At 66.6% G+C, this 23199-nt stretch carries 20 protein-coding genes; 8 read left to right on the forward strand and 12 right to left on the reverse strand.

Annotated features, from left to right (window positions below; translation table 11 throughout):
* Positions 1 to 122 precede the first annotated feature (122 nt).
* The gene (dnaE, locus tag P5W98_RS04710; protein ID WP_434718506.1) at positions 123 to 3701 is read left to right on the forward strand and encodes a DNA polymerase III subunit alpha; all 3579 of its coding nucleotides are present in this window, start codon (positions 123 to 125) and stop codon (positions 3699 to 3701) included.
* Positions 3702 to 3768: 67 nt separating this feature from the next.
* Here dnaE and P5W98_RS04715 read toward each other — a convergent pair whose 3' ends face one another.
* Positions 3769 to 4581 (reverse strand): glycosyltransferase family 2 protein, encoded by an 813-nt coding sequence (locus P5W98_RS04715; RefSeq protein WP_434662095.1) that lies wholly within the window; start codon positions 4579 to 4581, stop codon positions 3769 to 3771.
* Positions 4582 to 4965: 384 nt separating this feature from the next.
* Here P5W98_RS04715 and msbA point away from each other — a divergent pair, with 384 nt between their 5' ends.
* Complete coding sequence (msbA, locus tag P5W98_RS04720; protein WP_434662443.1) at positions 4966 to 6720, forward strand: lipid A export permease/ATP-binding protein MsbA; 1755 nt, start codon at positions 4966 to 4968, stop codon at positions 6718 to 6720.
* A gap of 116 nt (positions 6721 to 6836) precedes the next feature.
* On the opposite strand, the gene P5W98_RS04725 is transcribed toward msbA, so the two are convergent.
* A complete protein-coding gene (locus P5W98_RS04725) occupies positions 6837 to 8111 on the reverse strand; it encodes an O-antigen ligase family protein (RefSeq protein WP_434662097.1) in 1275 nt (424 codons plus the stop codon).
* A gap of 265 nt (positions 8112 to 8376) precedes the next feature.
* On the opposite strand from P5W98_RS04725, the gene P5W98_RS04730 reads away from it, so the two are divergent.
* Both P5W98_RS04730 and P5W98_RS04735 read left to right on the forward strand, forming a co-directional pair.
* On the forward strand, positions 8377 to 9459 hold the full coding sequence (locus P5W98_RS04730) for a glycosyltransferase family 4 protein (RefSeq protein ID WP_421023504.1): 1083 nt from the start codon (positions 8377 to 8379) through the stop codon (positions 9457 to 9459).
* Positions 9460 to 9645: 186 nt separating this feature from the next.
* A complete protein-coding gene (locus tag P5W98_RS04735) occupies positions 9646 to 9957 on the forward strand; it encodes a DUF4148 domain-containing protein (RefSeq protein ID WP_421023505.1) in 312 nt (103 codons plus the stop codon).
* A gap of 131 nt (positions 9958 to 10088) precedes the next feature.
* Here the strand turns inward: P5W98_RS04735 and mnmH are convergent, their stop codons facing one another.
* Positions 10089 to 11165 (reverse strand): tRNA 2-selenouridine(34) synthase MnmH, encoded by a 1077-nt coding sequence (gene mnmH, locus P5W98_RS04740; protein ID WP_434662100.1) that lies wholly within the window; start codon positions 11163 to 11165, stop codon positions 10089 to 10091.
* Positions 11166 to 11280: 115 nt separating this feature from the next.
* Between mnmH and P5W98_RS04745 the strand changes: the two genes are divergently transcribed.
* Entirely contained in the window at positions 11281 to 11625 is a 345-nt protein-coding gene (locus P5W98_RS04745) for a hypothetical protein (protein ID WP_434662102.1), read from the forward strand.
* Between the two features lie 71 nt (positions 11626 to 11696).
* Here P5W98_RS04745 and rng read toward each other — a convergent pair whose 3' ends face one another.
* The 9 genes from rng to upp form a co-directional block, all read right to left on the reverse strand.
* Positions 11697 to 13166 carry a ribonuclease G gene (gene rng / locus P5W98_RS04750; RefSeq protein WP_421023508.1) on the reverse strand — a complete coding sequence of 490 codons (1470 nt, stop codon included), beginning with the start codon at positions 13164 to 13166 and terminating at the stop codon, positions 11697 to 11699.
* An 8-nt stretch (positions 13167 to 13174) separates the two neighbouring features.
* Positions 13175 to 13798 (reverse strand): Maf family protein, encoded by a 624-nt coding sequence (locus P5W98_RS04755; RefSeq protein WP_421023509.1) that lies wholly within the window; start codon positions 13796 to 13798, stop codon positions 13175 to 13177.
* A gap of 142 nt (positions 13799 to 13940) precedes the next feature.
* Positions 13941 to 14411 carry a 23S rRNA (pseudouridine(1915)-N(3))-methyltransferase RlmH gene (gene rlmH / locus P5W98_RS04760; protein WP_213296718.1) on the reverse strand — a complete coding sequence of 157 codons (471 nt, stop codon included), beginning with the start codon at positions 14409 to 14411 and terminating at the stop codon, positions 13941 to 13943.
* Positions 14412 to 14534: 123 nt separating this feature from the next.
* Positions 14535 to 15002 (reverse strand): ribosome silencing factor, encoded by a 468-nt coding sequence (rsfS, locus tag P5W98_RS04765; protein WP_421023510.1) that lies wholly within the window; start codon positions 15000 to 15002, stop codon positions 14535 to 14537.
* Positions 15003 to 15004: 2 nt separating this feature from the next.
* Positions 15005 to 15799 carry a nicotinate-nucleotide adenylyltransferase gene (locus tag P5W98_RS04770; RefSeq protein WP_421023511.1) on the reverse strand — a complete coding sequence of 265 codons (795 nt, stop codon included), beginning with the start codon at positions 15797 to 15799 and terminating at the stop codon, positions 15005 to 15007.
* Positions 15800 to 15803: 4 nt separating this feature from the next.
* On the reverse strand, positions 15804 to 16778 hold the full coding sequence (gene hemF, locus P5W98_RS04775; RefSeq protein ID WP_421023512.1) for an oxygen-dependent coproporphyrinogen oxidase: 975 nt from the start codon (positions 16776 to 16778) through the stop codon (positions 15804 to 15806).
* Between the two features lie 363 nt (positions 16779 to 17141).
* Complete coding sequence (purD, locus tag P5W98_RS04780; RefSeq protein ID WP_421023513.1) at positions 17142 to 18416, reverse strand: phosphoribosylamine--glycine ligase; 1275 nt, start codon at positions 18414 to 18416, stop codon at positions 17142 to 17144.
* Positions 18417 to 18603: 187 nt separating this feature from the next.
* Complete coding sequence (locus tag P5W98_RS04785; RefSeq protein WP_421023514.1) at positions 18604 to 19332, reverse strand: YebC/PmpR family DNA-binding transcriptional regulator; 729 nt, start codon at positions 19330 to 19332, stop codon at positions 18604 to 18606.
* Positions 19333 to 19906: 574 nt separating this feature from the next.
* Positions 19907 to 20557 carry a uracil phosphoribosyltransferase gene (gene upp, locus P5W98_RS04790; RefSeq protein ID WP_434662107.1) on the reverse strand — a complete coding sequence of 217 codons (651 nt, stop codon included), beginning with the start codon at positions 20555 to 20557 and terminating at the stop codon, positions 19907 to 19909.
* 332 nt (positions 20558 to 20889) lie between these two features.
* On the opposite strand from upp, the gene P5W98_RS04795 reads away from it, so the two are divergent.
* The 3 genes from P5W98_RS04795 (at position 20890) to P5W98_RS04805 (ending at position 23164) form a co-directional block, all read left to right on the forward strand.
* Complete coding sequence (locus tag P5W98_RS04795; RefSeq protein ID WP_421023516.1) at positions 20890 to 21669, forward strand: SDR family oxidoreductase; 780 nt, start codon at positions 20890 to 20892, stop codon at positions 21667 to 21669.
* Between the two features lie 74 nt (positions 21670 to 21743).
* Positions 21744 to 22133 (forward strand): methylglyoxal synthase, encoded by a 390-nt coding sequence (locus P5W98_RS04800; RefSeq protein ID WP_421023517.1) that lies wholly within the window; start codon positions 21744 to 21746, stop codon positions 22131 to 22133.
* 56 nt (positions 22134 to 22189) lie between these two features.
* The gene (locus P5W98_RS04805) at positions 22190 to 23164 is read left to right on the forward strand and encodes a quinone oxidoreductase family protein (RefSeq protein WP_434662109.1); all 975 of its coding nucleotides are present in this window, start codon (positions 22190 to 22192) and stop codon (positions 23162 to 23164) included.
* The last annotated feature ends 35 nt before the right edge of the window (positions 23165 to 23199 follow it).

Genomic DNA, 23199 nt, shown 5'->3' on the forward strand with positions numbered 1-23199 from the left:
GCAGCGCCTGCAGCGCGTTGCCTCGCTCTCCGCAAGCCTTGCGCGTGTCCGATGCCGCAGGGCCTTATCCGAATGGTCGGGCACGCAGGCCACGGCAAAAATCGCGTGACCGTGGAGGTACAATCACGCCCATGTCAGATCCCCGCTTCGTCCATCTCCGCGTCCACTCCGAATTCTCGATTGCCGACGGCATCGTGCGCCTCGACGACCTCGTCAAGGCGGCGGCCAAGGACGGCCAGGGCGCGCTCGCGCTCACCGACCTCGGCAACGCATTCGGCCTCGTTCGTTTCTACACGGAAGCCCGTGGCAAAGGGGTCAAACCCATTGCCGGCTGCGATGTCTGGATCATGAATCCGGACGACCGCGACAAACCTTCGCGTCTGCTTCTGCTCGTGAAGGACAAACGCGGTTATCTCAATCTCTGCGAACTGCTGTCCAAGGCATGGCTCACGAATCAATATCGTGGGCGCGCGGAAGTCGACGTCGCGTGGCTCAAAAGCGGGCTGGGCGAAGGGCTGCTCGCGATCTCGGGCGCGCAGCAGGGCGACGTGGGGCTCGCACTCGCGGCGGGCAACGTCGAAAGCGCGAAGCGTCATGCGCAGCGCTGGGCGAAACTGTTCCCGAACGGCTATTACATCGAGTTGCAGCGCTGCGGCCAGCCGGGCGCCGAACAGTACATCGAGCAGGCTGTGGCGATTGCGGCGGAACTGAAGCTGCCAGTGGTGGCCACGCATCCGATGCAGTTCATGACCGACGAGGAATACACGGCGCACGAAGCGCGCGTGTGCATCTCGGAGGGCGACATTCTCGCGAATCCGCGCCGCCAGAAGCGCTTCACGACCGAGCAGCGGTTTCGCACCCAGGACGAAATGGTCGCGCTGTTCGCGGACATTCCCTCGGCCATTGCGAACACCATCGAAATCGCGCGGCGCTGCAACCTCACGCTCGAGCTCGGCAAGCCGAGGCTGCCGCTCTTCCCGACGCCCGACGGCATGTCGCTCGACGACTATCTCGTGCAGCTCTCGAAAGAGGGGCTCGAAAAACGCCTCGTGCAGCTTTATCCCGATGAAGCCGAGCGCGAGAACGAGCGCGCACGCTATAACGAGCGCCTCGAATTCGAGTGCGGGACCATCATCAAGATGGGCTTCCCGGGCTACTTCCTGATCGTCGCGGACTTCATCAACTGGGCCAAGAACAACGGCGTGCCGGTGGGACCGGGCCGGGGCTCGGGCGCAGGCTCGCTGGTGGCTTACGCGCTCGGTATTACCGATCTGGATCCGCTGCGCTACAACCTGCTGTTCGAGCGCTTCCTGAATCCGGAACGCGTCTCGATGCCCGACTTCGACATCGACTTCTGCCAGCACGGGCGCGACCGCGTCATTCAGTACGTGAAGGAGAAGTACGGCGCGGACGCCGTCTCGCAGATCGCCACCTTCGGCACCATGGCCGCGAAGGCCGCGGTGCGCGACATCGGCCGCGTGCTCGACCTCGGCTACAACTTCACCGATGGCGTGGCCAAGCTCATTCCGTTCAAGCCGGGCAAGCACGTCACCATCGCCGACGCGATGAAGGAAGAGCCGCTGCTGCAGGAGCGCTACGACAACGAAGACGAAGTGCACCAACTGCTCGACCTCGCGCAGCTCGTGGAAGGTCTCACGCGTAACGTCGGCATGCACGCGGGCGGCGTGCTGATCGCGCCCGGCAAGCTCACAGACTTCTGCCCCCTCTACACCCAGGGCGACGAAAGCGGCGTCGTGAGCCAGTACGACAAGGACGACGTGGAAGCCGTCGGCCTCGTGAAGTTCGACTTTCTGGGCCTCACCACGCTCACGATTCTCGACTGGGCCGAGCGTTATATCCGCATGCTGGATCCGTCGAAGAAAGACTGGTCGCTCGCGCAGGTGCCGCTAGACGATCCCGCTTCCTTCCAGATCCTCAAGAAGGCCAACACGGTTGCCGTGTTCCAGCTGGAAAGCCGCGGCATGCAGGGCATGTTGAAGGATGCGCAGCCCGACCGCTTCGAGGACATCATCGCGCTCGTGGCCTTGTATCGTCCGGGCCCGATGGACCTGATCCCGAGCTTCTGCGCGCGCAAGCACGGCCGTGAAGTGGTGGAGTATCCCGATCCGCGCGTCGAACCGGTTCTGAAAGAGACCTACGGCATCATGGTCTACCAGGAGCAGGTGATGCAGATGGCGCAGATCATCGGCGGCTACTCGCTCGGCGGCGCTGACCTTTTGCGCCGCGCGATGGGCAAGAAGAAGCCCGAGGAGATGGCCAAGCACCGCGAGATCTTTGCGGAGGGCGCGGCGAAGAACGGTCTCACGCGCGAGAAGGCCGACGAGACCTTCGACTTGATGGAGAAGTTCGCGGGCTACGGCTTCAACAAGTCGCACGCGGCCGCCTATGCGCTGCTCGCCTATCACACGGCGTGGCTCAAGGCGCACCATCCGGCCGAATTCATGGCGGCCAACATGTCGCTCGCCATGGACGACACCGACAAGGTGAAGATCCTGTTCGAGGACTGCGCCACCAACGGTTTGAAAGTGCTGCCGCCGGACGTGAACGCGTCGGCGTATCGTTTCGAGCCCGTGGCCGATGCTCATGTGGCCGAAGGCAAGCGCTCGCGCACCATCCGTTATGGCCTTGGGGCGATCAAGGGCAGCGGCCAGAACGCCATCGAAGAAGTCCTGCGCGCACGCAAAGAAGGCGGGCTCTTCAAGGACCTGTTCGACTTCTGCGAGCGCATCGACCGCCGCCTTGTGAATCGCCGCACGATCGAGGCGATGATCCGCGCGGGCGCGTTCGATTCGATCCACGCGAATCGCGCGCAACTGCTCGCGTCGGTGCCGATGGCGATGGAGGCCGCCGACCAGGCGAGCGCCAACGCCATGCAGGCGGGTCTGTTCGACATGGGCGACGCGCCGCTGGCCGCGCACGAACTCGTGGACGAACCCGCCTGGGGCGACAAGCGCAGGCTGCAGGAAGAGAAGGGCGCGCTCGGCTTCTATCTGTCCGGGCACCTGTTCGATGCCTACAAGGACGAAGTGCGCCGCTTCGTGCGCCAGAAGATCGGCGATCTCAAGGAAGGGCGCGACAAGCTCGTCGCGGGCGTGATCGCCTCGCTGCGCACGCAGATGACCCAGCGCGGCAAGATGCTGATCGCGCTGCTCGACGACGGCACCGGCCAGTGCGAAGTGACGGTGTTCAACGAGCAGTATGAGGCACACAAGGCGCTCTTCAAGGAAGACGAACTGCTGGTCGTGCAGGGCGGGGCGCGCAACGACGCGTTCACGGGCGGCATCCGCTTCACGGTGGACACTGTGATGGATCTGGAGCGCGCCCGCAGCCGCTACGCGCAGGCCGTGAAGGTGCAGATGAACGGCAATGCCAATGCGCTCGCGCTGCGCTCGGTGCTCGAAGCGCATCGCGCGAAGCCCGATGATTCGCTGCCCGCGCCGGTGGTGGAAACGCGCGGGCGTGGCGGACGCGACGGCGGCGGAGGTTATGGTGGAGGCCGGGGTCGCGAGCGCGAGCAGGTGGCCATTCCGAACGGCCTCGCGGTGCAGATCGTCTATAGCAACGAACGCGCGCAAGGCGAAGTGCGTCTGGGCGACGCCTGGCGCGTGAAGCCCACCGACGAACTCATTGCGGCGCTGCGCGGCGAGTTCGCGGGCAGTTCCATCGAAATCGTCTACTGACGATGTCTTTTCTGGCAGCGCGAGCGGCAATGGCTGCTGCTTGCGCTGCCTGTCCTTCCGCCCCGATTCAGCGTTTCTTCGCGACTTTGCCGTCGCGCGTGAGCAGCGCGAGCTTGACGTAGCGGTAGTACGTGGTCTCGGCGTTGTTGATCGCGAGCATCAGTCCCTCGGCGCCGTCGAGAAATCCCGCGCGTATCACCCAGGTGCGAAAGAACGCCCAGAAGCCCTTGCCGAGCGCTTTGGCGAGCGACGAGCGCTTGCCGTCCTCGGCCATCGTGAGCGCGCCGGCCGTCGAATAGGCGTTGGTCTTTTCGAGCGCTTCGTGCAGATCAGGCATCGAAATATGAATGATCGGGCCGTTGAGCTGGCCGATCGTGCCCTGAATCTCCAGGTGCGTGTGGGTGCGCACGTCGGTGAAGCGCGCGCTGCCGCGCCGGAACAGGCGCTCGATGCGGTCGGGCCACCAGCCCGAGTGCTTCATGAAGCGCCCGCAGAAGCTCGAGCGGCGCGGCGTGCTGAATGCGGCGTGCGTCGTGCCCTCGGCGAGCAGGCGTTCCAGTTCGGCGCGAAGCTCGGGGCTCAGACGCTCGTCGGCGTCGAGGCAGATCACCCAGTCGCCGCGCGCCTCGGCCAGCGCCCGGTTCTTCTGCGGGCCGTCGCCGGGCCAGTCGGTTTCGAACACGCGCGCGCCTAGCTCGCGGCAGATGTCGGGCGTGCCGTCGGTGCTGCCGGAATCGAACACGATGGTTTCCATCGCGAGCCCGCGCACCGATTCGAGGCAGTCGCGAATGTCGTGCGCCTCGTTCATCGCCACCACGATGACCGAAAGGGTGGCATGCGGTGAGCCGCTCGGGCTGATCGGAGAAAGTCCGTCGGACATGGAAAGACGCCTGTTCTGGAGGAATGTCGGAAGCGGTGTACCGCGCCGCGCCCGCTGGAGGCCAGCCGGGCGCGGAGGTGCGTATTCTAGACGATGCCGGACGATGTGCCGGAGCGGGCTGGGCGCTGGCGGGCGAGCATGCGGGGCCTGATCGCCGCTGTTGCATTCCCGGCGGATCGCACGGCGTGCTGCGTCAAGCGTATACAATGCGTACCGCGCCGCCGGGCCATCTGTCAGACGATCTGCCTTGAACCGGCCGGCGGCTGGGCTAGCGGCCCAGTCACGCATGCAGTCCCGCCGGCATTTCCACCCGCATTTCCAGCACACGCTTTTCCAGAGGATTCCTTGAGCGAGACCTCCCCACAATCCACTCTCAGCAAGCCGATCGGCTCCGGCACGAAGTCGACTGCCTCGTCGGTTGGCCGGCGCCTCTGGCCGTATATCAAGCCGCTCTTCTGGGTGGCGGTCGCCGCCATCGTCACGCTGGCGATCGTGGCCGCGACCGAGGCCGGCATTCCGGCGCTCCTCAAGCCGCTGCTCGACCACGGCTTCGGCACCAAGGGCAGCACGAGCGCCAGATGGATCGTGCCCGCTGCCGTGATCGGCCTCGCGCTCGTGCGCGGCCTGACGCAATACGCGTCCGGCTATCTGCTCCAGTACATGACCAACAAAATCCTGCTGGAGCTGCGCCTGAAGATGTTCGAGCGCATGATCCATGCGAGCGTCGGGTTTTTCCAGCGCGAGACGGCGAGCACAGTCATCAACGCCATCGTGTTCGAGGTCAACCAGATCCTGGGCGTGCTGCTGAGCGTGCTGGTCACGTCCGTGCGCGACTCGCTCACGGTGATCTTTCTGCTGGGCTATCTGTTCATTCTGAACTGGCGCCTAACGCTGATCGTGGCCGTGCTGCTGCCGGCCATCGGCTGGCTCGTCAGCAAGATCAACCGGCGCCTGCGCCGCCTGAACCGCGAGCACCAGGCGCTCACGAACGAGCTGTCGTACATCGTCGAGGAGACGGTGGGCGGCTACAAGGTCGTCAAGGTTCACAACGGCGAGCAGTACGAAATGGACCGCTTCGGCGAGATGAGCAAGCGTCTGCGCGGCTATCAGATGCGCATGACGATCTCGGGCGGCCTCGCGCAGCCGCTTACGCAGTTTCTTGCCTCGATCGCGCTCGCGGTCGTCATCACGATCGCCGTGGTGCAGGCCTCGCACGACCAGACCACCGTGGGCGGCTTCGTCGCGTTCGTGACGTCGATGCTGCTCGTGATCTCGCCGCTCAAGCATCTGATCGACGTGAACCAGCCGTTGCAGCGCGGCATGACCGCCGCCGAGCTGATCTTCGGCCTCATCGACGAGCCGGTCGAGCCGGCCGGCGGCGGCAAGCCGCTCGAGCGCGCGCGCGGCGAGATCGAGTTCCGCAACGTGTCGTTCTCCTATGGGCCCGGTGCGCGCTCGATCCTGGAGAGCGTGACGTTCAGCGCGGCGCCGGGCGAGATGATCGCGCTGGCGGGCCCGTCGGGCAGCGGCAAGACCACGCTCGTGAACCTGCTGCCGCGCTTTTTCGATCCGAGCGGCGGCGAGGTTCTCGTCGATGGCGTGCCGCTGCCCGAGTACGACATCCATGCGCTGCGCAGCCAGATCGCGATGGTGAGCCAGGACGTGACGCTCTTCAACGACACGGTCGCGAACAACGTGGCCTATGGCGAGAAGGCCGATCTCGCGCGCGTGGAAGAAGCGCTGCGCGCGGCCAACCTCTGGGACACGATCGCGGCGCTGCCCGAAGGCGTCGAGACGCGGGTCGGCGACAACGGCATGAAGCTCTCGGGCGGGCAGCGGCAGCGTCTGGCGATCGCGCGCGCGATCTACAAGGACGCGCCGATCCTGATTCTCGACGAAGCGACTTCGGCGCTCGATTCGGAGTCGGAGCGCCACGTGCAGGCAGCGCTCGAAACGCTGATGAAGGGCCGCACGACGCTCGTGATCGCGCATCGGCTCTCGACCATCGAGCGCGCGGACCGCATTCTGGTGATGGAGGCGGGCCGCATTGTCGAGCGCGGCTCGCATCAGCAGTTGCTCGAACAGCGCGGGCTGTACGCGCACCTGCACAAGATTCAGTTCCAGCAGAACGCCGCTTAAGAGATCACAGGCGTCGCAGAGAGGCGCCCGATGCCGGGCGCATGCTGGCTGTCTGATCGACTAGCTGATCGTGACTATCCGATTGGCCCCGATTGGCAGGCGCGTCGTCCGAATGATCAGCGGCTTGCCGCGCCGCCTTCGAGTTCGCGCTTGCGCGACACGACGATCGCCATGAAAACGACGGTGAGCAGCGAGATCAGGACGACCACCTGAATCGGCACCAGCACGTCGATGGTGAGCCCGAAAAGGATCGTGCTGAACGACACTGCGAGGCCGCTGCAGCCGGCAGTGCGGATGACCGAATCCGCGGCGCGGCACGCGCGCCAGAAATAGACCGACGTGCCGAAGTAAAGCAGCAGCAGGGCCGCCGCGCCCATCGCGCCCATTTCAGCGATGGCCGAGAAGAAGTCGCTGTGCGCGCGCTCATTGACGATCTGCTGGCTCGCCTCGCCGTGCTGGGCGAGATCGCCGAGCGCGTGTTCCAGCCGGCCCTTGCCCACGCCATAGGCCGGATGGCGCTCGAACAGCATGATCGAGGCGTTCCAGAGCTGCAGGCGCAGGCCCACCGAGGTGTCCTTGTTGCCGCGCTGCATGAGGGCGAAGTCGCTGCCGGCGTCGGCCACGCGGTGGCGGATGCCGTTGGTCGAGAACAGTGCGCCGGTCGCGGCGGCGAGCAGCACCAGCGTCACGACGACACGCTTCCAGTGCGAAAACCATCCGTACTGCACGCCGAGCAGGAGCGCGAACACGGGAACCGCGATCCAGCCGCCGCGCGTGCCCGACAGATAGGAGACGAAGCCGCCCGCGACGAGCGCGGCGAGCTTGACGACGAGCGCAAGCGGGCGCGCCTTGCGGTCCCAGCCGAAGGTGAACACAGAGAGGAAAGCGAACAGCAGGGCGGTGTCGCCGAATGGGATCGCGTTCGTGTAGTAGTTCGAGAGGCGCTCGGTGTCGTTCCAGCCGCCTGGGGGGCGGTCGATGAAAACCCAGGCGCTCGCCGCGAGCGCGCCCAGCGCGCAGCCCCAGCCGATGACCGTGAGATGGCGCGAAGGCAGGCGGCTTAGCAGCAGAAAGATCGGCAGCGCGAGCGTGAAGCGCGAAAGCGCGTCGAACTGGTGCGGCGCCCAGTAGCCGAGCAGCGGCTGCTGGAGCGCGACCACGGCGACCGGCGCGAGCATCGCGGCGGTGTACCAGCGGTATTCGCGCCAGGGTGCGAAATAGCCGCGGTCGTGCCGATTCACGTACGCGCCATGAAGCGCGAACGCGAGCAGCAGGAAAAAGCAGTAACCCGTTCCGCCGCGCCAGACCAGATTCGTGGCGGGTCCGATCACGAGCAGCAGGGTAACGATTGGAGCCAGGCGGCGAAGATAGGTCGTCGTATCGTAATTCATGTCGGCCGGCGCAAATCGGACGGGCAGTCAGTGGTCATGCCGGCGGAGCCGGACAGGCGCAACTGCCCCTAAACCGGTCGATTATACCGGAGCGGATTTTGGGTATGCGCGATGCTCTGACAGACATACGGCCCGCCGTATTGTGGGCGTCGTCCCGCATCGGGTGAGGCGCCGCCTGGTCCGCTGCGGCATTGTGTGGAACTGGCGCCTTATAATCGGCCCACGCGAGAACTGCGCACAAAATAATTCACATGTCGGACGGGTCATGAAGGTTGGAATCTCCTGCAACGCGCTCAAGCACAGCGGCGGCCTGGAACGCTACGCGATGGACCTTATCCGGGGTCTCGCCGCACGCGGCATGCGGCCCGTGTTTTTTGCGCGCAAGTTCGATCCCTCCGTGCCGGAATACGCGCTCGTGGAGCCGCACCGCATCAACGTTTCCTTGCTGCCGGGAAAGCTGCGCGACATGTGGTTCTCGCGGCGGCTGGTCACCTTGCGCCGTCGCGCGGGCGTGGACGTGCTGATCGGCTGTAACCGGGTGGATGGCTCGGAGATCGCCATTTGCGGCGGCACGCACCGCGGCTTTCTGCGTGCGATGGGGCGCCCGATGCGCGGCTCCGACAGCCGGCAAATCGCGCTCGAAAGTCAGCAATATGCGCGATCGCGCGTGATCGTCGCGCATTCTGAGCTGATGCGTTCCGAACTTCGCGAATTGTATGGGGTGGACGAGGCGAAGATCCGCGTGCTCTGTCCGCCTGTGGATGGCGAACGCTTCTCGCCCGTGGATGCCTGCACGCGCGCTGCGCTGCGCCGTCAATATGGGTTCGGCGACCACGAAACGGTCTTGCTGTTTGCGTCGAGCAGCCATGAGCGCAAAGGCTTGCCGCTCATCGAGCAGGCACTTGCCGCGCTGGATCTGCCGGTCGTGGTGGCCGTGGCGGGGCGTCCGCCTGAGCGCGCGAGCGCGCGCGTGCGCTATCTCGGCTATGTGAAGGATCTCGAAAACGCCTATCGCGCGGCCGATTACTCGATCCTCGCGTCGACCTACGAGCCGTTCGGGCTCGTTGGCATCGAATCGGTGATGTGCGGCACGCCGGTGATCTTTTCGTCGAATATCGGCTGCTGCGACGCCATCGGCGACAGCGCCAAATATCTGTTTCGACCCGGCGATGCCGCCGATCTGCGCCGTGCGATCGAGGCGGCCGTCGCGGCGCGCGGACGGCGCGTCGACCCGGCCGACGCGGGTGACCCATGCGGTCCACCTCCCGCGGTCCTGTACGACGCCACCGTGCAGGCACACGTGGACGCGCTGCTCGAACTCATGGCGGACATCTCCCCGACCCGCTAGTTCGGGCCTCGCGCCGCCCGCGCACGACGCGCGGCGTCTTCAGTGATTCTTCTGCGGTCTGGAAAAGTCCTCCATGGTTTTAGGCGTTAACCCTGGGTTCTGACAGGCATACGATGCGTACATCGGCCGCATGCACAGACAAACAGTCGCACATCGGCCGCCCTGAACCCACTGGAGGTCGTAATCATGAAGTCCCTGATTCAAGCCGTTGCTGTTGCCGCTGTCCTCGTTGCTCCCGTCGCTTCGTTCGCCCAGTCGCACTCGACCATCACCCGCGCTCAGGTGCGCGAAGAACTCGTGCAGTTGCAGAAGGCCGGTTACCACGTCGGGGACGGCGATCAGGTGCATTACCCCGAAGCGATTCAGGCCGCCCAGGCCAAGGTGGCCGCGATGAATGGCAACAGCGCCTACGGCGGTGTCGCGAACGCGACGGAATCGGGGGTGCGCGGCGCGAAGGTGTCGGCGGAGGACTGGAACGCGATGTATGCGCATCCCTAAGCCATCGGCGTCGCTCCAATACCGGCTCGAATGACCGCCGCGCCGCCAGAGGGCGCGCGGTCAAAGGACGGAGCGGCGCGTGAAGATTGCCCGCTGGCGATTGCCCGGGCCGCAGACAAACGCCGGCCTGGCTATCGCACCGACATCTCGCCGGGCAGATTCGTGGCGTGCAGTTGCGTGAGCAGCGCGCGCGCTTCTTCGATTGGCTCTCCCGTCATCGGATGAAACACGAAACGCAGCGCCGTCGCCAGCGTCGGATAGTGTTTGCGCGTGCTGCGTGAGTACGCGGGATCGTAGTGCTCGGTCACGAGCGTCTCGGACAGCGCCGCGTGGCGGCCTTCCTCCAGCAGACGGCACCACGACTCGATGCGCTCGCGTCCGTGCAGCGGCGTGAGCTTCAGCAATTGCTCGCGGAAGTAGGCCGCGTCACTGAGCAGGTGGCCATAATCCTTGAGCAGCAGCGCCACGCGCTCCTCGAGCGCGACCTCGACCATGACGCACGGTGCCGCGTGGATGCCCTCCACCAGCGCGACAGGCAGCGTGATCGCGCCGATGCGCCGGCTTTCCGCTTCCACGAACACGGGCTGCGCGGGGTCGAACGTGCGCAGTTGCTGCACGAGCGCCGTGTCGAACGACTTTTGCGCGGGCTGCGCGCGCGTGGGCAGCGCGCCGAGCAGCGAGCCGCGATGCGCGGCAAGCGCTTCGAGATCGAGCGTTTGCGCGCCGGCCTGGCCGAGCGCCTGCAACAGGCGCGTCTTGCCGCTGCCCGTGGGCCCCGCGAGCACGATGTAGCTCAAGCTACCGGGCAGCGTGCCGAGCGCCTCGACCACGGCGTTCCGGTAGGTCTTGTAGCCGCCTTCGAGCTGCCGCGCGCGCCAGCCGATCATGTTGAACATGGTCGTCATCGACCCCGAGCGTTTGCCGCCGCGCCAGCAATAGACGAGCGGGCGCCAGTTGCGCGGACGATCGGCGAAAGTCGTGTCCAGATGCATGGCGATATTGCGTGCGGCGATAGCCGCGCCTACGCGCGTGGCGTCGAAGGGCGAATTCCTGTACATCGTGCCGATGAGCACGCGCTCCTCGTTGCTGAGCACGGGGGCGTTGATCGCGCCGGGCACATGGTCCTCGGCGTATTCGAGCGGCGTTCTCACGTCGATGATCTCGTCGAACTCGCCGAGTTGGGAAAGGGTGGCGCGCTGGTGATTCAACTGCGGTGCTCCGATAGGGCGTGCGACGGCCCTGCGCTGGTATCGCGCAGGGCCAATAGCGAATGATATACGGTGCGAAGGCCGACGGCGGTGTGGGGGCAGGCGGCGGTGCGGCGTGCGGCTCCCACGATGTCAGCACAATGCCGAATGCAGAGTCCGGGTTTACTTCGCGCGCGCGTTCGACCGTGCGGCGGCGGGAGAGGACATCGAGGAACGGCCCGTCACCTTCATGTCGTTCGAGGAAATGACCGCCGCGCTGACGCCCCGGCGCATTGAACTGCTGCGTTATCTGCATCGCGAGGAAGCGGAGAGCGTGATAGCGCTCGCGCGGGCACTGAAGCGCGACTACAAGCGCGTGCGTGAGGACGTGGCGACAGTGGAGGCGGCCGGGCTTATCGTGCGCGAAGGCGGGCGGTTGCGCGCGCCGTGGGACACACTCTCGGCGGAACTCACGCTTTGAACGGCGTTGTGCCTGGAACCCCGTCTAGCGGGGTTTAGGGGCGCACACCGACTCGAGTAATCCCGCAGCGCCTACATCAGCACAATATCGTACTGCTCCTGACTCAGGTTCGACTCCACCTGCAACGACACGGGCTTGCCGATGAAGTCGATCAGCATCGCGAGATGCTGCGACTCTTCCTCGAGAAATAAATCGATCACCTGCTGCGAAGCCACCACGCGAAATTCGCGCGGATTGAACTGGCGCGACTCGCGCAGGATCTCGCGCAGCACGTCGTAGCACACGGTGCGCGCGGTCTTCACCTGCCCCTTGCCAAGGCAGGTCGGGCAGGGCTCGCACAGCACATGCGCGAGCGATTCGCGCGTGCGCTTTCTCGTCATCTCCACGAGGCCGAGTTGCGAGAAGCCGTTCACGGTCACGCGCGTGCGGTCGCGCGAGAGCGCTTTCTTCAACTCGCCGAGCACCTGATCGCGGTGCTCGACGTTCTCCATGTCGATGAAGTCGATGATGATCACGCCCCCCAGATTGCGCAGCCGCAACTGGCGCGCGATGGTGTGCGCCGCTTCGAGATTGGTCTTGAAGATCGTGTCGTCGAAGTTGCGCGCGCCCACGTAGCCGCCCGTGTTCACGTCGATCGTTGTCATCGCCTCGGTCTGGTCGATCACGAGGTAGCCGCCCGACTTGAGGTCGACGCGCCGCGAGAGCGCGCGCTGGATCTCGGCCTCGATGTTGTAGAGGTCGAAGAGCGGCCGCTCGCCCGTGTAGTGGTGCAGCTTCGCCAGCACGGCGGGTGTGAATTCGGTGGCGAACTCGGTGAGCTTCTGGAACGTTTCGCGCGAATCGACCTGAATGCGCGAGGTCTCGTCGTTCACGAAGTCGCGCAGCACGCGCTGCGCGAGATTGAGGTCTTGATAGAGCAGGCTCGTGGCCGGCATGCGCTGCGACTGCGCGAGGATCGTCGTCCACGTCTTGCGCAGGTACGCGACATCGGCGGCGAGCTCCTCGCTGGTGGCGTCTTCGGCGATGGTGCGCACGATATAGCCGCCTTTCTCGTCGGCGGGCAGCACGGCGGTCAGGCGCGCGCGCACGGCTTCGCGCTCCGCCTCGCTTTCGATCTTCTGCGAGATGCCGATGTGCGGCTCCTGCGGCAGATACACGAGTGTGCGGCCCGCGATGCTCACCTGCGTCGAAAGACGCGCGCCCTTGGTGCCGATCGGATCCTTCACGACCTGGACCATCAGCGTTTGCCCTTCGAACACGGTCTTTTCGATGGGCTGATGATGCACGCTCGCATGCGCCTCGCCCGCGATGCGCGGATGCCAGATATCGGCAACGTGGAGGAACGCGGCGCGCTCGAGGCCGATGTCGATGAACGCCGACTGCATGCCCGGCAGCACGCGCACGACCTTGCCGAGATAGACATTGCCGACGCGTCCGCGCGACAGCGTGCGTTCGACGTGAAGCTCCTGGACTGCACCTTGCTGGACCAGCGCAACACGCGTCTCCTGAGGCGTGACGTTGATCAGGATTTCTTCGTTCATGATTGCTTTTAGAAGTCGATGCCGGCGGCGCGCAGGAGGGCGGCCGTTTCGAAAAGCGGCAAGCCCATGATACCCGAATAGGACCCGTCGATTCGCTCGACGAACTCGGCGGCGCGCCCCTGGATGCCATATGCGCCGGCCTTGCCGAACGGCTCGCCGCTCGCGACGTAGCGTGCGAGCGCGGCGGGCAGCGCAGGGGCGAAACGCACGTGCGAGCGCGACAGCACAAGCGGCAGGCACACGCCTTCCGCGTTGACCACAGCCACGGCGGTGAGCACTTCATGCTCGCGGCCGGCAAGCCGTTCGAGCATCGCGTAGGCGTCTGCGGCGTCGTGCGGCTTGCCGAGGATATGGCCGTCGATGCTCACGGTGGTGTCGGCGGTGAGAATCGGCGCATGCTCGTGGGCGCCCGCAACGAGCCGGGCGCGCGCGGCATCGGCTTTGGCGGCGCACACGCGCTCGACATAGACGGCGGCGGACTCGCCGGGCAGCACGGCTTCGAGCGACTCGGCGTCTTCGTCGGGGCGCGGCAGCAGCAGCTCGAAGCGCACGCCGAGCTGTTGCAGCAGTTCCTGGCGGCGCGGGCTCTGTGAGGCGAGATAGACGAACGGATAGGGCGCGGTAGTGGTCATCGGGGCGTTTTTACGTCTTGATGAGGCGGGGATCGGGCTCACGCGGCTTTACGCAGCTTCACACGGGTTCGCACCTGCGAGGGCGGCCGCGGCACGTGGGTCTCCGCGGCGCGCATTCCGGCGGACGCCATGCGCGAGCGCTTCAAACGCGATGATAGGGGTGATTCTGCGTGATGGTCCACGCGCGGTAAAGCTGCTCGGCAAGCAGCACGCGCACCATCGCATGGGGCAGCGTGAGGGAGGACAGGCGCAGCAGCGTATCGGCGCGCGCCTTGATCTGCGGATCGAGCCCGTCCGCCCCGCCGATCAGGAACGCCACGTCGCGCCCGTCCTGCTGCCATCCGGGCAGCGCCTGGGCGAGCTGCATGGTGGTCCAGTCCTTGCCGCGTTCGTCGAGCGCAACGATGCGCGCGTTCTTCGGCAACGCGGCTTCGATGCGCGTGCGCTCGGCGGCCATCACGCTTTCGGCCGAACGCCCCGACGAGCGCTGCTCGGGCTTTACCTCGCGCAACTCGATGCGCAACTCGGGCGGCATGCGCTTCGTGTATTCCTCGAAGCCTTCGGCCACCCAGTCCGGCATCTTGTGCCCAACGGCGACGATATGCAGTTTCATGATGCTAAACGAATGCGTGTGGCCCATGTGGCGCGCCTGTGAGATCGCTGCGTGCTCAACGTATTGATCGACGTGCTCATCAACGTATTCAGCATGCGCGTTCACTTCGCGTGGATGGTGGAATTACTTCGCGCTGCGACGCGATGCGGCCTTGCGCGCGGGCTTCTTCACGGCGGGCAGGTCGACTTCTTCGTCGTCTTCATCGTCGATCGGCTCGCTCGGGCGCGCGCCCGTGAAGCCCGTGTTGGCCGCGAGCTTCACGCGCACCGGCTTGTCGCCCCAGATCTCTTCGAGGTTGTAGTACTGGCGCAGCGCGGGCTGCAGGATGTGGACGACCGCGTCGCCGCAATCGACCAGCACCCATTCGCCGATGTCCTCGCCTTCGGTGCTGACGATGTCGCCGCCGGCTTCCTTGACCTTCTCGCGCACGCTGTTGGCGAGCGCCTTGGTCTGGCGGTTCGAGGTGCCGCTCGCGACGATCACGCGATCGAACAGCTCGGTCAGATGGCTCGTGTTGAAGACGCGAATGTCCTGTGCCTTGACGTCTTCGAGACCGTCGACGATGGCGCGTTGAAGTTTGCGGATGTCCATATTTACCCGTGATGCCTGTACAAATGATGTTGAAGGATGTAGTCCCACACTGCTGCGGGGACCTTGTCGGCGGCGCTGCCGCCGCGTGGTTCAGTCGTCGAGGGCGAGTGTGCGGGCGCCCCGGCCTGTACCGCCCGGGTTGTCTGCGCCGCCACGCGCGCGCCCAGTTCGCGCCGGATTTCGGTGGCCGAAATGTCGAACGCGAGCGTGGCGTCGATCAGCAGATGCCCGCAGCGCGTGGCCGCGAGCGTGGCGGCGCTGGCGCGCCGCGCGGCCACTTCCGCCGACACGGCGTCTGGCAGCGCCGCGAAATTGAAGCCTGGCCGGCTCGCCACGCCCAGATGCGCGAGCGCGAACAGCTCGCGCCACGCATGCCACGAATCGAGGTGCAGCAGTTGATCGGCGCCCATCAGCAGCGTGAGCGCCGCCTGTGCGTTGCTTTCGCTGCGTGCGCGCCAGCGGCGCAGCGTCTCCACCGTATAGGTGGGGCCGTCGTGCTCGATCTCGTCGGTGCTCACGCTGACCGTGACGCCCGGCAGCACGAGCGAGGCCGCCGCCGCGCGCGTCATCGCAAGGCGATGAACGGCGGCGCTCACTTCGGGCTTCTGCCAGGGCTGGCCGGCGGGCAGCAGGATCAGTTCGGTCAGGCCGAGCACGCGCGCGAAATGGCGCGCGAGCGCGAGATGGCCCTCGTGTATCGGATCGAAGGTGCCGCCGAGCAGGCCCACGCGGCGCGCGAGCGCCGCAGGGGGGGCGCCGGCTGGCGCACTCGCGGTGGCGGACAGGTGTTGCGTCACGGCGTCAGATCCAGTCGCGCACCGGCAGGAAGTCGGTGTACAGGCGCGCTTCGGGCGTGCCCGGCTGCGGCTGCCAGTCGTAGCGCCAGTTCGCGGAGGGCGGCATCGACATGAGGATCGACTCGCTGCGCCCGCCGCTTTGCAGCCCGAAGTGCGTGCCGCGATCCCAGACCAGATTGAACTCGACGTAGCGGCCGCGCCGGTACGCCTGGAATTCGCGTTCGGCTTCGCCATAAGGCGTGGCGCGGCGCTTTTCGATAATCGGCAGATACGCCTTCAGGAAGCCTTCGCCCACGCTGCGCAGCATCGCGAACGCCTGGTCGAAGCCGCCTTCGGCGTAATCGTCGAAGAAGATGCCGCCCACGCCGCGCGCCTCGTTGCGGTGCTTGAGGAAGAAATATTCATCGCACCAGCGCTTGAAGCGCGGGTAGAGATCCGTGCCGTAGGGCGCGAGCGCGTCGCGGCAGACGCGGTGGAAATGCTGCGCGTCTTCCTCGAAGCCGTAATAGGGCGTGAGATCCATGCCGCCGCCGAACCAGAACACCGGCGCCTCGCCGGCTTTGGTGGCGAGCAGCATGCGCACGTTCATGTGCACGGTCGGGCAGTACGGATTGCGCGGATGCAGCACGAGCGAAACACCCATCGCCTCGAAGCCGCGCCCATTGAGCTCGGGGCGCGCGGCCGTGGCCGAGGGCGGCAGGGCGTCGCCCGCGACGTCGGAAAAACCGATGCCGCCGCGCTCGAAGAACTGGCCGCCTTCGAGAATGCGCGTGCAGCCGCCGCCGCGCAGCTTCTCGCCGGGCTCGCGCTGCCATGCGTCGGTGGCGAAGGGCGTGCCGTCGAAGGCACCGAGCGTGTCGGCGATCTGCGTCTGCAGGCCCGAGAGCCAGGCGCGTACGGCGGCGCTATCGTGGGTTGCGCCAGCGGTTGCGCCTGCGGGCGTCACGGGGCTAGAGCCGTTTTGAGTCGGTTCGGTCATCGGTGGGCGGGCGAGGCGGCGGGGCCGGCACTGCGCCAGGATTGGGTTCGGAATCGGGGTGCGGGTCGCGCGGCGCGGCCGCTAGCGGCAAGCTTACGCCGTTCGGCGCGGCTTCGCGGTTATGCCGCCCATGCGGCGGCCGCTTGTTGCACTGCTTGTTGTGCCGCTTACCGTGCTGCTTGGGGGCGGGCCGGCGCTACAGCGTTCGTCTTGCCTGCGTGGCGGGCAAGGGCAGGTTCGCCCGCTGTCGCCGGCCAGCGTGCGCTGGCTTCAGGCAGCTCGCCATGCGGTGAGGCGCCCGCCGCGCAGCCTGGCCGAAATCAGGCCGGGCCGCGCTCGAGCGCCGTGCCTGCGCCTGGCACCTTACTGCTTGCGCCCAGCGGCGCGATAGCCGATGTCGTGGCGATACTGCATGCCGTCAAACGAAATGCGGTTCACCGTTTCGTAAGCCACCTTCTGCGCGCTGCGCACGGAATCGGCGAGCCCCACCACGCACAGCACACGTCCGCCCGAGGTCACGAGCTTGCCGTCCACGAACTGCGTGCCCGCATGGAACGTAACCGAAGCATCGGTCTCGGCGGGGATGTCGTTGATGCGGTCGCCCTTGCGCGGCGTGTCCGGGTAATTGTGCGCGGCCAGCACGACGCCGAGTGCGGTGCGGCGGTCCCATTCGAGCTCGACCTGGTCGAGCGTGCCCGCAATCGCGTGCTCCACGACCTTCGAGAAGTCGCCCTTCAGGCGCGCCATGATCGGCTGCGTTTCCGGGTCGCCCATGCGGCAGTTGAATTCGAGCGTCTTCGGGTTGCCCTGCGCGTCGATCATCAGGCCCGCGTAGAGGAAGCCCGTATAGCGGATGCCCTCCTTCTCCATGCCCGCCACGGTCGGCAGAATGATTTCGCGCATCACGCGCGCGTGCAGCTGCGGCGTGACGATGGGCGCGGGCGAGTAGGCGCCCATGCCGCCCGTGTTCGGGCCCTGGTCGCCGTCCTGCAGGCGCTTGTGGTCCTGGCTCGAAGCGAGCGCGAGCACGTGCTTGCCGTCCACCATGACGATGAAGCTCGCTTCCTCGCCTGCGAGGAATTCCTCGATCACCACGCGCGCGCCGGCGTCGCCGAGCTTGTTGTCGGCGAGCATCATGTCGATGGCCTGATGCGCTTCTTCCAGCGACATCGCCACCACCACGCCCTTGCCCGCGGCGAGGCCATCGGCCTTGATCACGATGGGCGCGCCGTTTTTCTCGACGTAGGCGTGCGCGGCCGTGGCGTCCGAGAAGGTCTCGTAGGCGGCCGTGGGGATGTGGTGGCGCTTCATGAACGCCTTGGCGAAGTCCTTCGAGCTTTCGAGCTGCGCGGCCTCCTTCGTGGGACCGAACACCTTCAGGCCGCGCTGGCGGAACACGTTGACGATGCCGGCCGCGAGCGGCGCTTCCGGCCCGACCACGGTGAGGGCGACCTGTTCGCGCTCGGCGAAATCGGCGAGCTCGTTGATGTCCGTGATGTCGACGTTGGCGAGCCGCTCGTCCTGCGCGGTGCCGCCGTTGCCCGGTGCGACGTAGACGAGCTGGACGCGCGGCGACTGCGCAAGCTTCCACGCCAGCGCATGTTCGCGGCCGCCAGAACCGACGACGAGTAACTTCATGTAAATCCCCGAAAGACCAGAACCAGAAACAGTTGCGGCCGGCGCGTCAATGCGCCGGCCGTGAAAGCGTCGGTGCGGCGAAGCGCCGGGCGGCCACGCGCCGTGCGGCGAATCGCAGACCCGCGACTCAGGTGCGCCCGAGCGTGGCGCGGCCGGTCAGCCGCGGCGCCCGCCCGGCGCGAGCCGCTTATTCCTCGTCGATCGACGCGTTGGTATACACCTCCTGGACATCGTCCAGGTTTTCGAGCGCGTCGAGCAGCTTTTGCATCTTCACCGCGTCGTCGCCCGTGAATTCGACTTCCGTTTGCGGCTTCATCGTGACTTCGGCCATTTCGGCCTTGAAGCCCGCGCCTTCGAGCGCGTCCTTCACTTTCTGGAAGTCGTTGGGCGGGCAGATCACCTCGATGCTGCCGTCGTCGTTCGTGACGACGTCGTCGGCACCCGCTTCGAGCGCGGCGTCCATCAGCTTGTCTTCGGGCGTGCCCGGCGCGAACAGGAACTGGCCGACGTGATCGAACATGAACGACACCGAGCCGTCCGTGCCCATGTTGCCGCCGAACTTCGAGAACGCGTGGCGCACTTCCGCGACGGTGCGGGTGCGGTTGTCGGTCATGGTGTCGACGATCACCGCCGCGCCGCCGATGCCGTAGCCTTCGTAGCGGATTTCCTCGTAGTTCGCGCCGTCGACGCCGCCCACGCCGCGCTGGATCGCGCGGTTGATGTTGTCCTTGGGCATGTTGGCGTCATAGGCCTTGTCCACGGCCAGGCGCAGGCGCGGGTTCGAGTCGATCTCGCCTCCGCCCATGCGCGCCGCGACCTGGATTTCCTTGATGAGCCGCGTCCAGACCTTGCCGCGCTTCGCGTCAGCAGCCGCCTTCTTGTGCTTGATGTTGGCCCATTTCGAATGACCCGCCATACCTTTCTCCGTCGCACGCTTCACGCGTGCATGGTGCAGTTGTCGTTACCGCAGTTTTTAATACGATGCCGGGGCCGGCGTGGTGCGCTCATGCGTGCGCGGCCCATGCTTGCCTGCCGGTGTGTCCATCCGTGAGTGTCTGTCTGCCCGATGCCAGTCGCCCGCAGCCGGTCGCCCGTCGCTCACTCGTCGCTCACTCGTCGCGCGGCGGGCGACCGCGCGTGCGGCCGGGCTTGCCGGTGGCGCTTTGTGCGGGACGCGCGCCGCGGGCGCGTCAGGCGCATTGGGGCGCGTTTCGCGAAGTCCTGGGGACTTTTGGGACAGTCAGGCAGACCCGGTCGGGCCAGACCCGGTCGGGCAGACCTGAATTTTATCACGCCGGGCTCGCTCGGCCGCACCCCTCGACGGCCTGGATGCGCCAGAGCGGGGATTTCGCGCGCGCGAACGGCGGCGAAGCAGGGCCAACGCGGGCCCGAAGGGGATCGACGCGGGCCGGGAGGGGGGCGAAACGGGCACGAAGAGGGATCGACGCAGGCCCGAAACGGGGCGGCGAGGGCGCCGCCCCCCAGCGGCATCAGTTCTTGGTGCCGAACAGGCGGTCGCCGGCGTCGCCGAGACCCGGGACGATATAGGCGTGCTCGTTCAGGTGCGTGTCGAGCGAGGCCACGTACAGCCGCACGTCCGGATGCGCCTGCTGAAACACTTCGACGCCTTCGGGCGCGGCCACCAGCGCGAGGAAGCGAATGCGCTCGCCCGGCACGCCGCGGCGCTTGAGCACGTCGATTGCGTGCGCCGCCGAGTAGCCGGTCGCGACCATCGGGTCGCACAGGATGAAGGTGCGGTCCTCGAGGTCGGGCAGGCGCACGAGGTACTCGACCGGGCGGTGGTCGTCGGCGCGATAGACGCCGATATGGCCCACGCGCGCCGACGGGATCAGCTCGAGCAGCCCGTCGGACATGCCCACGCCCGCGCGCAGCACCGGCACGATCGCGAGCTTCTTGCCGGCGATCACCGGCGCGTCGATCTCGACGAGCGGCGTTTGCACGCGGCGCGTGGTGACCGGCAGCTCGCGCGTGATTTCGTAGCCCATCAGCAGCGTGATCTCGCGCAGCAGCTCGCGGAACGTGCGAGTGGACGTCTCCCTGTCGCGCATGTGGCTGAGCTTGTGCTGGATCAGCGGGTGATCGAGGATGAAGAGATTCGGAAAGCGGCTGTCCTGTTTCATGGCGGGGCGCACGAGGCTGCAAGGGGTGTGGGGGTGTCGGCCGCGGCGCTGCCGGCTGCCTGGGTTCGGCGGGGCTCGCGCGAGCGCTGGGCCGCGCTACAGGCGCAAGTATACGAGAACCGGGCAGGAACGGAGCGCGATTGGTGCCGTGCTGGGGGCGCGCCGGGGCCAGGCTGCGCGACCCGCGGCTCGCGGCGTCCCACGCGCGCCGCGCGATTCTTCTAGAATCGCAAAATTGGGCGCGCCGGTCGCCGCAATGGCGCGGTGGCGCGCGGTGGCCTCGCAATCCCCGCCGTCACCGATTCGTCACGCCAACTACAAGGACCGTAAAGATGGACATGGGTATCGCAGGACGCAGCGCACTGGTGTGCGCCGCAAGCAAGGGACTGGGGCGCGGCTGCGCCGAGGCGCTCGCGGCCGAGGGCGTGAACGTGACGATCGTCGCGCGCACGGCGCAAACGCTCGAGGAAACCGCTGCGCGGATTCGCGCGACGACCGGCGTCGAGGTCAAGGCCGTGGCCTGCGACATCACCACCGAGGCCGGGCGCGCCGCCGCGCTGGCCGCCTGCCCGGCGCCGGACATTCTCGTGAACAATGCGGGCGGCCCGCCGCCGGGCGACTTTCGCACCTACACGCACGAAGCCTGGCTCGCCGCGCTCGAAGCGAACATGCTGACGCCGATCGCGCTGATCCAGGCCACTATCGACGCCATGAGCCAGCGCGGCTTCGGGCGCATCGTCAACATCACGAGTTCCTCGGTGAAGGCGCCCATCGATGTGCTCGGCCTCTCGAACGGCGCACGCTCGGGCCTCACGGGCTTCGTTGCGGGCGTCGCGCGCCAGGTCGCGGCGACGGGCGTGACGATCAACAATCTGCTGCCGGGCTCGTTCGACACCGACCGCATCCAGGCCACCATCGTCGCGCAATCGAAGGCGAGCAATCTGTCGCTCGACGAAGTGCGCGCGCGCCGCGTGAAAGCGATTCCGGCAGGCCGCTTCGGCACGCCCGAGGAATTCGGCCGCGCCTGTGCGTTCCTGTGCAGCGTCCATGCGGGCTATATCACGGGACAAAACTGGCTGATCGACGGCGGCGCGTATCCAGGAACGTTCTGATCCGGTACGTTCTGTGTCGCGCGCGGTCACGCGCGCGACACACTCAAACTCATCGAAATACAAGGAAGAAGGCCATGCCTACCCGCGTCGCGCTGATCGCGCACGATCACAAGAAGGACGACATCGTCAAGCTCAGCGGCGAGTACGTCGACACGCTGCGCCGCTGCGAACTGCTCGCGACCGGCACGACGGGCGGGCGCATTGCAGCAGCACACGGCCTGAACGTCGAGCGCATGCTTTCGGGCCCGCACGGCGGCGACCTGCAGATCGGCGCGCAACTCGCCGAGGGCAATGTCGACGTGGTGATCTTCCTGCGCGATCCCATGACCCCGCAGCCGCACGAGCCCGACATCAACGCACTCGTGCGCGCCTGCGACGTGCATGACGTGCCGTGCGCGACCAACATCTCGACGGCGCGCATGATCCTCGACGTGCTCACGCTGCGTCTGAAAGACGAGATCTGAGCGCCGCGTCGCCCGGTTTGCAGAACGACCATCATTCACAGGACGAAGGAGGCAGCATGACCAAGGCTATCCGTTACGAGAAGACCGGCGGCCCCGAAGTGATGAAGTGGGTGGACGTCGAGGTGGGCACGCCGGGCGAGGGCGAAATCCGCGTGAAGCAGCGCGCCTGCGGACTCAATTACATCGACGTGTACTTTCGCACCGGGCTCTATCCGCAGCCGCTGCCCGCCGGGCTCGGCATGGAGGCCGCGGGCGAAGTCGTGGCGGTGGGCCCGGGCGTCACGCTCGTGAAGCCGGGCGATCGCGTGGCGTATGTCGGGCGTCCGCCGGGCGCGTATGCGCAGGAGCGCGTGCTGCGCGCGGACCAGGTGATCCGGCTGCCCGATGCGATCAGCGACGAGCAGGCCGCCTCCATCATGCTGCAAGGCCTGACCGCGCAATATCTGCTGCGCCGCACGTACCGAGTGAAGGCCGGCGACACGATCCTGATCCAGGCCGCCGCAGGCGGCGTGGGTCTCATCGTGTGCCAGTGGGCCAAGGCGCTCGGCGCGACCGTGATCGGCACGGTGGGCTCGGACGAGAAGGCCGCCATCGCGAAGGCGCACGGCTGCGATCATGCGATCGTCTATACGCGCGAGGACTTCCACAAGCGCGTGCGCGAGATCACGAACGGCGCGGGTGTGCCCGTGGTGTACGACTCGATCGGCAAGGATACGTACACGAAGTCGCTGGACTGCCTTGCGCCGCTCGGCCTGTTCGTGAGCTTCGGCAATGCGTCGGGGCCGCTGCCGCCCATCGACTCGTCGGAGTTCGCAGGGCGCGGCTCGCTCTTCTTCACGCGCCCGACGCTCTTCACCTACATCGCGAAGCGCGCCGATTATGAGGCGATGAGCGCCGAGTTGTTCGAGGTGGTCGCCTCGGGCAAGGTCAAGACCTCGATCAATCAGCGCTATGCGCTGCAGGACGTGGGCCAGGCTCATGCCGATCTCGAGGCGCGCCGCACGACCGGCTCGACCGTTTTGCTGCCCTGAGCGATAGACGATGCCCGATGGGGCGGGGCTGCCGG

It is taken from the genome of Paraburkholderia sp. A1BS-2L, assembly GCF_051125205.1.
Classification (GTDB): Bacteria; Pseudomonadota; Gammaproteobacteria; order Burkholderiales; family Burkholderiaceae; genus Paraburkholderia.